13 protein-coding genes are annotated in these 12,760 nt (G+C 61.4%); 11 read left to right on the top strand and 2 right to left on the bottom strand.

Annotation, left to right across the window (positions count from 1 at the left end):
* Positions 1 to 192 precede the first annotated feature (192 nt).
* The 10 genes from rpoE to pdxJ all read left to right on the top strand — a co-directional run bounded on the left by rpoE (position 193) and on the right by pdxJ (position 10,165).
* On the top strand, positions 193 to 774 hold the full coding sequence (rpoE, locus tag APH35_RS00685; protein WP_003252049.1) for an RNA polymerase sigma factor RpoE: 582 nt from the start codon (positions 193 to 195) through the stop codon (positions 772 to 774).
* Between the two features lie 31 nt (positions 775 to 805).
* A complete protein-coding gene (locus APH35_RS00690) occupies positions 806 to 1,396 on the top strand; it encodes a sigma-E factor negative regulatory protein (protein ID WP_003252050.1) in 591 nt (196 codons plus the stop codon).
* Positions 1,397 to 1,408: 12 nt separating this feature from the next.
* On the top strand, positions 1,409 to 2,374 hold the full coding sequence (locus APH35_RS00695; RefSeq protein WP_012273931.1) for a MucB/RseB C-terminal domain-containing protein: 966 nt from the start codon (positions 1,409 to 1,411) through the stop codon (positions 2,372 to 2,374).
* A 209-nt stretch (positions 2,375 to 2,583) separates the two neighbouring features.
* On the top strand, positions 2,584 to 3,984 hold the full coding sequence (locus APH35_RS00700; protein WP_370739325.1) for a DegQ family serine endoprotease: 1,401 nt from the start codon (positions 2,584 to 2,586) through the stop codon (positions 3,982 to 3,984).
* A 181-nt stretch (positions 3,985 to 4,165) separates the two neighbouring features.
* A complete protein-coding gene (lepA, locus tag APH35_RS00705) occupies positions 4,166 to 5,965 on the top strand; it encodes a translation elongation factor 4 (RefSeq protein ID WP_041166580.1) in 1,800 nt (599 codons plus the stop codon).
* A gap of 5 nt (positions 5,966 to 5,970) precedes the next feature.
* A complete protein-coding gene (gene lepB / locus APH35_RS00710; protein ID WP_012273928.1) occupies positions 5,971 to 6,825 on the top strand; it encodes a signal peptidase I in 855 nt (284 codons plus the stop codon).
* A gap of 163 nt (positions 6,826 to 6,988) precedes the next feature.
* Complete coding sequence (gene rnc, locus APH35_RS00715; protein ID WP_060514037.1) at positions 6,989 to 7,678, top strand: ribonuclease III; 690 nt, start codon at positions 6,989 to 6,991, stop codon at positions 7,676 to 7,678.
* Positions 7,671 to 8,573 (top strand): GTPase Era, encoded by a 903-nt coding sequence (era, locus tag APH35_RS00720; protein WP_012273926.1) that lies wholly within the window; start codon positions 7,671 to 7,673, stop codon positions 8,571 to 8,573. The genes rnc and era overlap by 8 nt, the downstream gene beginning before the upstream one ends.
* A 124-nt stretch (positions 8,574 to 8,697) precedes the next feature.
* Positions 8,698 to 9,381 carry a DNA repair protein RecO gene (recO, locus tag APH35_RS00725; protein ID WP_060514038.1) on the top strand — a complete coding sequence of 228 codons (684 nt, stop codon included), beginning with the start codon at positions 8,698 to 8,700 and terminating at the stop codon, positions 9,379 to 9,381.
* A 61-nt stretch (positions 9,382 to 9,442) separates the two neighbouring features.
* Positions 9,443 to 10,165 (top strand): pyridoxine 5'-phosphate synthase, encoded by a 723-nt coding sequence (gene pdxJ / locus APH35_RS00730; RefSeq protein WP_218580762.1) that lies wholly within the window; start codon positions 9,443 to 9,445, stop codon positions 10,163 to 10,165.
* A 46-nt stretch (positions 10,166 to 10,211) separates the two neighbouring features.
* Here pdxJ and APH35_RS00735 read toward each other — a convergent pair whose 3' ends face one another.
* On the bottom strand, positions 10,212 to 11,594 hold the full coding sequence (locus tag APH35_RS00735; protein ID WP_060514039.1) for a heavy metal sensor histidine kinase: 1,383 nt from the start codon (positions 11,592 to 11,594) through the stop codon (positions 10,212 to 10,214).
* Positions 11,591 to 12,265 (bottom strand): heavy metal response regulator transcription factor, encoded by a 675-nt coding sequence (locus APH35_RS00740; RefSeq protein WP_060514040.1) that lies wholly within the window; start codon positions 12,263 to 12,265, stop codon positions 11,591 to 11,593. The genes APH35_RS00735 and APH35_RS00740 overlap by 4 nt, the downstream gene beginning before the upstream one ends.
* Positions 12,266 to 12,504: 239 nt before the next feature.
* Between APH35_RS00740 and APH35_RS00745 the strand changes: the two genes are divergently transcribed.
* On the top strand, positions 12,505 to 12,708 hold the full coding sequence (locus APH35_RS00745; RefSeq protein WP_060514041.1) for a hypothetical protein: 204 nt from the start codon (positions 12,505 to 12,507) through the stop codon (positions 12,706 to 12,708).
* The last annotated feature ends 52 nt before the right edge of the window (positions 12,709 to 12,760 follow it).

The raw sequence follows: 12,760 nt of genomic DNA on the forward strand, positions 1-12,760 counted from the left end.
TGCTCCTGCGTATTCGAAACCTGATTATCGACGTTAGCCGGCCGTGACCGCGCAGCGTCTTCCGTGCAAGCCGACCAAGGGCTGCAGGAAACTTGCTTGGAGGGGAGAACTTTTGCGCAAAGCCCGAGTCTATGGTTGCAAGCCTGAACGATGGCTGTTGCAGCGCTCCTTCGAGTTCACTGAGGAGTGTTCATGCTAACCCAGGAAGAGGATCAGCAGCTTGTCGAGCGCGTTCAGCGCGGCGACAGGCGAGCGTTCGATCTGTTGGTGCTGAAGTATCAGCACAAGATTCTCGGGTTGATCGTGCGGTTCGTTCACGACACCCACGAGGCCCAGGATGTAGCACAGGAAGCCTTTATCAAGGCCTACCGTGCGCTTGGCAACTTTCGCGGCGACAGTGCGTTTTATACGTGGCTGTACCGCATCGCCATCAACACGGCGAAGAACTACCTGGTGTCCCGTGGAAGACGGCCGCCAGACAGCGATGTGAGCTCCGAGGATGCGGAGTTTTACGACGGCGATCATGGTCTCAAGGATCTCGAGTCCCCAGAGCGCTCGTTGTTGCGGGATGAAATCGAAGGCACTGTCCATCGCACCATCCAGCAGCTGCCCGAAGACCTGCGTACGGCATTGACCCTGCGCGAGTTCGACGGACTGAGTTACGAAGACATTGCCAGTGTCATGCAATGTCCGGTGGGTACCGTGCGCTCTCGAATCTTCCGCGCTCGGGAGGCCATAGACAAAGCCCTGCAGCCGTTGTTGCAGGAAACCTGAGACAGCGGCGACAGCCAAGAGAGGAACCGCCATGAGTCGTGAAGCTTTGCAGGAATCGCTGTCCGCGGTGATGGATAACGAAGCGGACGAACTGGAACTGCGTCGGGTGTTGAACGCCGTCGACGATGCCGAAACCCGTGCCACCTGGTCGCGTTACCAGGTCGCCCGTGCAGCCATGCACAAGGAGTTGCTGCTGCCCAACCTGGATATCGCCTCGGCGGTGTCTGCTGCGCTGGCCGACGAAGCCGTGCCCGCCAAGGTCAAGAAAGGCCCGTGGCGCAGCATTGGGCGCCTTGCGGTAGCCGCCTCGGTGACCGTAGCGGTGCTGGCCGGTGTACGCATGTACAACCAGGACGAAATCACGGGTGCCGAGCTGGCTGCCCAGCAACCTGTCCAGCAAGGTCTGAGCGTGCCACAAGCACAGGGCCCGGCTGTTTTGGCAGGCTATAGTGAGAGCAGTGAGCAACCGACCGGGCCAATGGCCAATGGCGTGCTGCAGAACCAGGCCGGCTGGGATCAGCGTCTGCCAGGTTACCTGCGCCAGCATGCCCAGGAATCCGCGCTCAAAGGCACTGAAACGGCATTGCCGTATGCCCGCGCCGCCAGCCTGGAAAACCGTTAAGTAAGGAGGATCATGCGCGCGCTACCTCTCCTGTCGCTGCTGATTGGCAGCTGCATGACGGTGCCAGCATTGGCGGCCAACTCCTCGCCCGAGGCGAGTGAATGGCTGAACAAGCTGGCACAGGCCGAGCAAAAACAGAGCTATCAAGGCTCTTTCGTCTACGAACGCAACGGCAGCTTCTCTTCCCACGATATCTGGCACAGGGTCGAGGACGGCAAGGTCAGCGAGCGGCTGTTGCAGCTCGATGGCGCCGCCCAGGAAATCGTGCGCGTGGATGGCAAGGTGGCGTGTGTCAGCGGGGCCTTGGTCAGCGGTGTTACGACGCCGCCGGATACCGCGCCACGTGTACTTGATCCGCTGAAACTGATGGGCTGGTACGATTTGAGTGTGGCAGGCAAGTCACGGGTCGCCGGGCGCGACGCCGTGATCGTCACGCTCACGCCACGCGACCAGCACCGCTATGCGTTCGAATTGCATCTGGACCGTAACACTGGCCTGCCGCTGCGCTCGTTGATGCTCAACGACAAGGGGCAGTTGCTGGAGCGCTTCCAGATGACTCGCCTCGATACCGACGAATTACCCAGTGATGCTGACCTGCGCCCCAGTGCCGCGTGCAAACCGGTGCAGCATGTGGCGTCCGGCAGCAATGACACGGTCGCCGGCTGGCGTTCGGACTGGTTGCCACCTGGTTTCGAACTGGTCAACAGTTCGGTGCGCCAGGACTCCAAACGCAACAGCTCGGTCAGCAGCCTTATGTATGACGATGGCCTGGCGCGTTTCTCAGTGTTCCTCGAACAAGTGAACGATGATGGCGGTACGGACATGCGCACCCAGCTGGGCCCTACTTCCGCTGTCTCGCGCCGTCTGAACACGCCCAAAGGCAAAGTGATGGTGACCGTGGTTGGCGAAATACCACTGGGTACGGCAGAACGTGTCGCCTTGTCGATGCGCCCACAGGATGCCCAGGCACGTCAGTAATGGCGTGCTTTTGCGGGCCATGCCAAGGCAGGTGGACATACGGCTGAAATGAAATTAAAGCATTGTCATTTGCAATCCTTCGGCAAATTTTCTATAGGTCAGGCTTCTTGGAGCCTGGCCTTTCCTGCTTTGTGCAGGGGTCTTTCTAAACTACCGCTCGTTGTGACGGGAGCCGTATGTCAATACCACGCTTGAAATCCTACCTAACGATGTTCGCCGCCGTGCTCATGCTCGGCCAGGTGCTCACCGCCCAGGCCGAGGAAGCCCTGCCGGACTTCACCACCCTGGTCGAGCAGGCCTCGCCGGCGGTGGTCAACATCAGTACCAAGCAGAAGCTGCCGGATCGCCGCATCGCTGCAGGGCAGATGCCGGACCTGGAAGGCCTGCCGCCGATGTTCCGCGAGTTCTTCGAACGCAACATGCCGCAGCAGCCGCGCTCGCCACGCGGTGACCGCCAGCGCGAGGCGCAGTCGCTGGGCTCGGGCTTCATCATTTCCAGTGATGGCTACGTGCTCACCAACAACCACGTGGTCGCCGACGCCGACGAGATCATCGTCCGCCTGTCGGACCGCAGCGAGCTGCAGGCCAAATTGGTCGGCACCGACCCGCGTACCGACGTGGCCCTGCTGAAGGTCGAGGGCAAGAACCTGCCGATCGTGAAGCTGGGTGATTCCGAGAAGCTCAAGGTGGGTGAGTGGGTACTGGCCATCGGTTCGCCGTTCGGCTTCGACCATTCGGTGACCAAAGGTATCGTCAGCGCCAAGGGCCGGACCCTGCCCAATGACACCTACGTACCGTTCATCCAGACCGACGTGGCCATCAACCCGGGTAACTCCGGTGGTCCGCTGTTCAACATGAAGGGCGAAGTGGTGGGTATCAACTCGCAGATCTTCACCCGTTCTGGCGGTTTCATGGGCTTGTCGTTCGCCATCCCGATCGATGTGGCGATCGATGTCTCCAACCAGTTGAAAAAAGACGGCAAGGTCAGCCGTGGCTGGCTGGGTGTAGTGATTCAGGAGGTCAACAAGGACCTGGCTGAATCCTTCGGCCTGGACAAGCCTGCGGGTGCCCTGGTGGCCCAGGTATTGGAAAACGGCCCGGCTGCCAAGGGCGGCCTGCAGGTGGGTGACGTGATCCTCAGCATGAACGGCCAGCCTATCGTCATGTCGGCCGACCTGCCGCACCTGGTTGGCGGCCTCAAGGATGGCGAGAAGGCCAAGCTGGAAATCATCCGCAACGGCAAGCGTCAGAACCTGGACATCAGCGTGGGCGCACTGCCGGACGACGATGCCGACATTGGCACTGGCGCCGAAGGCAGCGCCGAGCGCAGCAGCAACCGCCTGGGCGTATCGGTGGCCGACCTGACCGCCGAGCAGAAGAAATCTCTGGAACTCAAAGGAGGCGTGGTCATCAAGGAAGTGCAGGATGGCCCCGCAGCCATGATTGGCCTGCGCCCGGGTGATGTCATCAGCCACCTGAACAACCAGGCCATCGGTTCGGCCAAGGAATTCACCGAAATCGCCAAGGAGCTGCCGAAGAACCGTTCGGTATCGATGCGCGTCCTGCGTCAGGGGCGCGCCAGCTTCATCACCTTCAAGCTTGCTGAATAAGCGGTTTCGCAAGGCGAAAAGGGCAGCTTCGGCTGCCCTTTTTCATGAATCTTCACAATTGCGGGGGTGATTGCTGTGTACAGTCGGACAGAGGAATCTCCCATATCCCAGCAGCTTAAGGTACAATTCCCGGCTATTTTTCGGCGGGCGTCCGGCTCGCAGCCTTTTCGAGTGTTGACCTGTGAGTGATTTGAGTCATATCCGCAATTTCTCCATCATCGCCCACATCGACCATGGCAAGTCGACGCTGGCCGACCGTTTCATCCAGATGTGCGGTGGCCTGTCGGCACGCGAAATGGAAGCCCAGGTGCTCGATTCCATGGACCTGGAGCGTGAGCGCGGTATCACCATCAAGGCCCACAGCGTCACGCTTCACTACAAGGCGCAAGACGGCAAAACCTACCAGCTGAACTTCATCGACACCCCCGGTCACGTCGACTTCACCTACGAAGTCTCGCGCTCGCTGGCGGCCTGTGAAGGTGCACTGCTGGTGGTCGATGCTGGCCAGGGCGTTGAAGCCCAGTCCGTGGCCAACTGCTACACCGCCATCGAGCAGGGCCTGGAAGTCATGCCGGTCCTGAACAAGATGGACCTGCCCCAGGCCGACCCGGACCGCGTCAAGGACGAGATCGAGAAGATCATCGGTATCGACGCTACCGACGCCGTGGCCTGCAGCGCCAAGAGCGGCATGGGCGTGGACGAGGTGCTCGAGCGCCTGGTGCACACCATCCCAGCGCCGGAAGGCGAAATCGATGCACCGCTGCAAGCGCTGATCATCGACTCCTGGTTCGACAACTACCTGGGCGTGGTCTCGCTGGTGCGCGTGCGCCATGGCCGTGTAAAGAAAGGCGACAAGATTCTGGTCAAGTCCACCGGCAAGGTGCACCTGGTCGACAGCGTCGGTGTATTCACCCCGAAACACACCCAGACCGCAGATCTGAAAGCCGGTGAAGTGGGCTTCATCATCGCCAGCATCAAGGACATTCATGGTGCGCCGGTGGGTGACACCCTGACCCTGTCGTCGACCCCTGAGGTCGAAGTGCTGGCTGGTTTCAAGAAAATCCAGCCACAGGTTTATGCCGGCCTGTTCCCGGTCAGCTCCGACGACTTCGAGGACTTCCGCGATGCACTGCAGAAGCTGACCCTGAACGACTCGTCCTTGCAGTACATGCCGGAAAGCTCCGACGCACTGGGCTTCGGCTTCCGTTGCGGCTTCCTGGGCATGCTGCACATGGAGATCATCCAGGAGCGCCTGGAGCGCGAATACGACCTGGACCTGATCACCACGGCGCCGAGCGTGATCTACGAGCTCGAGCTCAAGACCGGCGAAACCATCGTCGTCGACAACCCGTCGAAGCTGCCGGATGTCTCGTCCGTCACCGACTTCCGCGAGCCGATCGTCACCGCGACCATCCTGGTGCCGCAGGAGCACCTGGGCAACGTCATCACCCTGTGCATCGAGAAGCGTGGCGTTCAGCGCGACATGCAGTTCCTCGGCAGCCAGGTGCAGGTGCGTTACGACATGCCGATGAACGAAGTGGTGCTCGACTTCTTCGACCGTCTCAAGTCCACCAGCCGCGGCTATGCTTCGCTGGACTATCATTTCGATCGCTACCAGTCGGCCAACCTGGTCAAGCTGGACGTACTGATCAACGGTGACAAGGTCGATGCCTTGGCATTGATCGTGCACCGTGACAACGCGGCCTACAAAGGCCGAGCGTTGACCGAGAAGATGAAGGAACTGATCCCTCGGCAGATGTTCGACGTGGCGATCCAGGCAGCCATTGGCGGCCAGATCATTGCGCGGACAACCGTCAAGGCGCTCAGAAAGAACGTACTGGCCAAGTGCTACGGTGGTGACGTCAGCCGTAAGAAGAAACTGCTGGAGAAGCAGAAGGCCGGTAAGAAACGCATGAAACAGGTGGGCAACGTGGAGATTCCACAAGAAGCCTTCCTCGCCGTGCTCAGGTTGGATAGCTAGGTCCTATGTCGCTAAATTTCCCGCTGTTGCTAGTCATCGCCGTCTTCGTCTGCGGTCTGCTGGGCTTGATCGACCTGCTGTTCCTGGCCCCGCGCCGGCGTGCGGCAATCGCCAACTATCAGGGCAGCGTCAGCCAGCCCGAGATGGCGGTGGTCGAACGCCTGAACAAGGAGCCGTTGCTGGTCGAGTACGGCAAGTCGTTCTTCCCGGTGCTGTTCATCGTGCTGGTGCTGCGTTCGTTCCTGGTCGAGCCGTTCCAGATCCCTTCGGGTTCGATGAAACCGACGCTGGAAGTGGGCGACTTCATCCTGGTGAACAAGTTCTCGTACGGCATTCGTCTGCCGGTGATCGACAAGAAGGTCATCGAGGTCGGTGATCCGCAACGCGGGGATGTAATGGTGTTCCGTTACCCGAGCGACCCGAACGTCAACTACATCAAGCGTGTAGTAGGCCTGCCGGGCGACGTGGTCCGCTACACCAACGACAAGCGGTTGTTCGTCAACGGCCAGCCGATTGCCGAACAACTGGTGGGCAGCGAACCGGGCACCTTGGGTAGCGCGCAGCTGTACAAGGAAAAGCTCGGCGAGGCCGAACACCTGATCCGCAAGGAGATGAGCCGTTATCGCATGCCGCCGGACCAGCAGTGGACCGTGCCGGCAGGCCATTACTTCATGATGGGCGACAACCGCGACAACTCCAACGACAGCCGTTTCTGGGATGACCCGAACATTCCCAAGGAACTGCACGGCATGGTTCCGGACAGGAACATTGTCGGCAAGGCCTTCGCGGTGTGGATGAGCTGGCCAGAGCCCAAACTCAGCCATCTGCCCAACCTGTCGCGGGTCGGTCTGATCCATTGATACCCATCGGCGCTGTCCAGCAGACAGCGCCGAATGCATTTCTGACATAGGCTGTGTTCTCAGGGATCGGGAGATTCGCCGCACATCGCGCGGCGCACCACAGCCAAACAGTCTTTCAGGATGTTGATTTGAACAACGCGTTGAACAACCAACGGGTGGCCGCATGAGTGCTTCCCTTGCCCGTCTGGAGCGAAAGCTCGGTTACACCTTCAAGAACCAGGACCAGATGCTCCTGGCGCTGACCCATCGCAGTTACGCCGGGCGCAACAATGAGCGCCTGGAGTTTCTCGGCGATGCCATTCTCAACTTCGTCGCCGGCGAAGCGCTGTTCGAGCGCTTCCCGCAGGCCCGCGAAGGCCAGCTTTCGCGCCTGCGCGCGCGCTTGGTCAAGGGCGAGACCCTGGCCCGCCTGGCCCGTGGTTTCGACCTGGGCGAATACCTGCGCCTGGGTTCGGGTGAGCTCAAAAGTGGCGGTTTCCGTCGCGAGTCGATCCTGGCCGACGCCCTGGAGGCACTGATTGGTGCCATCTACCTGGACGCTGACATGGACACTGCCCGGGAACGCGTCCTGGCCTGGCTGGCCGACGAGTTCGAGGGCCTGACCCTGGTCGACACCAACAAGGACCCGAAAACCCGCCTGCAAGAGTTCCTGCAGTCGCGCAGTTGTGAGCTGCCGCGTTACGAAGTAGTGGATATCCAGGGTGAACCGCACTGCCGCACCTTCTTCGTCGAATGCGAAGTGGTACTGCTGAACAACAAGAGCCGTGGTCAGGGCGTTAGCCGGCGTATCGCCGAGCAAGTCGCCGCCGCGTCTGCACTGATCGCCCTGGGCGTGGAGAATGGCAATGACTGATAACAACCCGACTCGCTGCGGCTACGTGGCCATTGTCGGCCGCCCCAACGTGGGCAAGTCGACCCTGCTCAACCACATCCTGGGCCAGAAGCTCGCGATCACTTCGCGCAAGCCGCAGACCACCCGCCACAACATGCTCGGCATCAAGACCGAGGGTGATGTACAGGCGATCTACGTTGATACCCCTGGTATGCACAAGGCCAACGACAAGGCCTTGAACCGCTACATGAACCGCAACGCCTCGGCGGCCCTGAAGGACGTCGACGTGGTGATCTTCGTGGTCGACCGCACCAAGTGGACCGACGAGGATCAACTGGTGCTGGAGCGTGTGCAGTACGTGACCGGCCCGTTGATCATTGCGGTCAACAAGACCGACCGCATGGAAGAGAAGGCCGAGTTGATCCCGCACCTGCAATGGCTGCAGGAGCAACTGCCGAACGCCGAAGTCATGCCGATTTCCGCGCAGCAGGGGCACAACCTCGACGCGCTGGAAGCACAGATCGCCAAGCACCTCCCCGAGAACGATCACTTCTTCCCGGAAGACCAGATCACCGACCGCAGCAGCCGCTTCCTGGCTGCCGAGCTGGTGCGCGAGAAAATCATGCGCCAGTTGGGTGCGGAGCTGCCTTACCAGATCACCGTGGAGATCGAGGAGTTCAAGCAGCAGGGCCATGTGCTGCACATTCACGCGCTGATCCTGGTTGAACGCGACGGCCAGAAGAAAATTATCATTGGCGACAAGGGCGAGCGTATCAAGCGTATCGGCTCTGAGGCGCGCAAGGACATGGAGGTGCTGTTCGACTCCAAGGTCATGCTCAACCTGTGGGTCAAGGTGAAAGGCGGCTGGTCCGACGACGAGCGCGCCCTGCGTTCTCTGGGCTACGGCGACCTGTAAGTTACCTCAGCGCACGGGTCGTCCTGTGGGAGCGGGCCTGCCCGCGAATGCGATAGTGGACTCACTGGCGCTTTCGCGGGCAAGCCCGCTCCCACAATTACATCTGGCCCCCCAGAGATAGTGCATGGACCAACCCACCCCCCAGCCAGCCTATGTGCTGCACAGCCGAGCCTACAAGGAAACCAGCGCGCTGGTGGACTTCTTCACCCCCCAGGGCCGCATGCGCGCCGTGTTGCGCCGCGCGCGCAGCAAAGGGGGCAGCCTGGTGCGGCCGTTCGTGCCGCTGGAGGTGGAGCTGCGTGGACGTGGTGAGCTGAAGAATGTCGGGCGTATGGACAGCGCTGGTATCGCCGCCTGGCTGCACGGCGATGCCCTGTTCAGCGGGTTGTACCTCAACGAATTGCTGATGCGCCTGCTGCCCGCCGAGGCGCCGTTCCCGACCCTTTTCGAGCACTACACCTTGACCTTGCAGGCCTTGGGCGCCGGGCGCCCGCTGGAGCCGCTGCTGCGCTCTTTCGAATGGCGGCTGCTGGACGAGCTCGGTTATGCGTTTTCCTTGCAACAGGACGTTAATGACCAACCTGTCGCTGCCGACGGCCTGTACCGTTTGCGCGTGGATGCCGGCTTGGAGCGGGTCGAGTTGGCACAACCCGGCTTGTTCCGTGGTACCGAACTGCTGGCTTTGGCCGAAGCCAACTGGGAGGCCCCAGGTGCCTTGCTGGCTGCCAAGCGCCTGATGCGCCAGGCACTGGCGGTTCACCTGGGGGCAAAACCGCTGGTCAGCCGGGAATTGTTTCGCAAGCGCTGATCACGACGTATGCTGTGGGGCTCAATCTTCAGGAGAGCCTTTCGTGACTCACAGCAACCGCATGCTTCTTGGCGTAAACATCGACCACGTGGCGACCCTGCGCCAGGCCCGTGGCACGCGTTACCCTGACCCGGTCAAGGCTGCCCTGGACGCCGAGGAAGCGGGCGCCGATGGCATCACTGTGCACCTGCGCGAAGACCGCCGGCACATCCAGGAGCGGGATGTGGTGGTGCTCAAGGATGTGCTGCAGACGCGCATGAACTTCGAGATGGGCGTTACCGAAGAGATGATGGCGTTTGCCGAGAAGATTCGCCCGGCACACATCTGCCTGGTACCCGAAACCCGTCAGGAGCTGACCACCGAAGGTGGCCTGGACGTGGCAGGACAGGAAGCTCGGATCAAGGCTGCCGTTGAGCGCCTGGCGCGTACCGGTGCCGAGGTGTCGCTGTTCATCGATGCCGATGAGCGGCAGATCGAGGCCTCGCGTCGGGTTGGCGCGCCGGCGATCGAGCTGCACACCGGGCGTTATGCCGATGCCCAAACCCCAACCGAAGTGGCTGAAGAGCTCAAGCGTATCGTCGATGGTGTGGCGTTTGGTGTGGGGCAGGGGCTGATCGTCAATGCTGGCCATGGGCTGCATTACCACAACGTCGAGGCAGTGGCGGCAATCAAAGGCATCAATGAACTGAACATCGGCCATGCGCTCGTGGCACATGCCTTGTTCGTTGGCTTCAAAGCTGCTGTGGCGGAGATGAAAGCCCTGATCGTAGCGGCTTCGCGCTGATTTGTTGGTTGCCTGTACCGGCTTTGTCGCAGGTACAGGCAGCTGATCATTCGCCAGGAAACACCAGGGTAAAGCGGGTAGGCCCCAAGGGGCTGCTGCCCACTTCGACCCGACCGCCATGCAACTGCATGATCGATTTGACGATTGCCAACCCTAAACCGGTCCCGCCCTCCAGCCGCGAACGCCCCGCGCCCACCCGGTAGAACCGCTCGAACAAGCGTGACTGGTGCTCTGCAGCAATACCAGGCCCTCGGTTCTCCACCGCTAGCCGTACTTCGTTGCCCGCACGCTCGATACGCAGTTCGACGGGCTCACCTTCCGGGCTGTGCCGAATGGCATTGCTCAACAGGTTTGACAGTGCTCGCTGGAACATCAGCCGGTCACCCTGTGCAGTCCCCCAGCCCTGAACGCGTAGCTCAACTGCCTTCAGCTCGGCACTGAAAGTAAACAGCTCGACAACCCGCGCTGTCTCGTCAGCCAGCGCCAAGGGTTTTAACGCGACTTGTGCTTGCGGCTGGTTGACCTGGGCGAGAAACAGCATGTCGTTGATGATGCGGTTGAGCCGGGTCAGCTCTTCGATGCTGTCTTCCAGCACTTCCCGATAGTTCGCATTGTCCCGCTCACGGGCCAGTGTCACCTGCGTCTTGCCCATCAGGTTGCTCAACGGCGTACGCAGTTCATGGGCCAAATCGTCAGAGAACTGCGACAGCTGGCTGACACCCTGATCCAGGCGGTCGAGCATCACGTTAATGCTGCTGGCCAGTTCCGCCAGCTCTTGCGGCAAGCCGGTAGAGGGCAGGCGGTGTTGCAAGTCTTGGGCGGACACCTGCCCGGCAATGCGCCGGAAGTGCCGCAACGGCTTCAAGCCACGTTGCATCAGCCACCAGGCACCCGCACCAATCAGGACCAACAGCAGCGGCAACGCCAGCAAGGTGGAGTGCAGGTAGGCCTGCAGCAGGGCGTTGTCGTCGGCGCGGTTGAGCGACATCATCACCTTGACCGGCGTGTTGTCGCGCAAGCGCATCTGCCGGGTAACGGTGAGCATCTGGTTGCCGCTGCTGTCGCGCCATTCGTGAAAGGCCAGGCGGGCATCGGTGTGCAGTTCGCCGACTCGCGCTTCCAGGGCTGGGCCGAGGCTGAGCAGGTGCGGGTGGCGGCCGTCCAGCGCCAGCACGCTGAGGCTCAGGTTGTCATGCCCCATCACCAGGTCGAGCAGTGGATGGGCGCGGGTGCCCAGGTCTTCGCTGCGCAGGTCGACGCGCAGGTTGTGCTCGACCTGCAACATCTTGCGCGCCAGATCCTTGCGCGCGCGGCTGTCCAGTTCGTGATCCAAGGCGAACACGGCCAGGCAGGCCAGCAGCATTACCAGGGCGGCGCCCATCAGTGTCACGCTCAGGCCCAGGCGCAGTGACAGGCTGGGGTTTCTCAAAAGCGCGCCTCAAGTACATAGCCCACGCCACGCAGGGTGTGAATCAGCTTGCTATCGAACGGGTCGTCGATCTTGGCCCGCAGGCGCCGGATCGAGACCTCGACCACGTTGGTGTCGCAGTCGAAGTTCATGTCCCACACCAGCGAAATGATCTGCGTGCGCGACAGCACTTCGCCTGTCTGGCGCATCAGCAGGTGCAGCAGGGCGAACTCCTTGGCGGTCAGGTCGATGCGCTGTCCGGCGCGGTAAGCGCGGTGGCGGCCGGGGTCCAGTTCCAGGTCGGCGACCCGCAGGGTGCTGGGCTGCAGTTGCTGGTCGTTGCGGCGCAGCAGGCTGCGGATGCGCGCCAACAGCTCAGGAAACTCGAAGGGTTTGAGCAGGTAGTCGTCGGCGCCCAGGTCCAGGCCTTTGACCCGGTCGGCCAGGCGGCCGTGGGCGGTAAGCATCATGATGCGCGTTGCCGACTCGGCGCGCAGGCGTTGCAGCACGGTCCAGCCATCGAGTTCAGGCAGGTTGACGTCGAGAATGACCAGCTCATAGGGCTGTTGACGGGCCAGGTGCAGGCCATCGGTGCCAGTGTGGGCGCAGTCGACCACATAGCCGTTCTCGCGCAGGCCTTGTTGCAAATAGTCGGCGGTTCGCAGCTCGTCCTCGATGATCAGTAGGCGCATGGGTTGCTCGGTGTGATGAAAGGGGGGCGATTCTCGACCCTGTAGTGACATCAGGGTCAAGCTGCAGGATGTTACGGCATGCAAATGGCGCTGCGGCGCAGATAACCGATTTGTAATCCTGGCGTAATCTGGCTGCCTGCCAGGGCCACATTGCAGGACTGTAATCCCCGCCTCACCTTGTCGTTAGCTAGCCCTCGCTAGGATGGCCGTGTCTGATCGGTTATCACGAGGCAACCACGATGAACCTGACCAAATACCTGCTGTTGGCCACCCTTGCCCTGGGCAGCGCCAGTGTCTATGCCGAGGGCGGTGCGGAGCGCTCGAAGCAGTTCTGGCAAGCCTTCCGCGAAGACCAGCAGCGCTTGCACGGTGACAAGCAACAGGCTGTTGCGGAGCGCGAACGCAAGGCGCAAGAGAGGGCCCGTGAGGTGGCCAAGGACTGAGGTAACAAAACCTGCGCTGCGACAGCTCCTCGCCGCAGGTGTATTCAGGCGC

The sequence above is a fragment of the Pseudomonas sp. NBRC 111132 genome (assembly GCF_001320565.1).
In the GTDB taxonomy this organism is placed as follows: domain Bacteria; phylum Pseudomonadota; class Gammaproteobacteria; order Pseudomonadales; family Pseudomonadaceae; genus Aquipseudomonas; species Aquipseudomonas putida_P.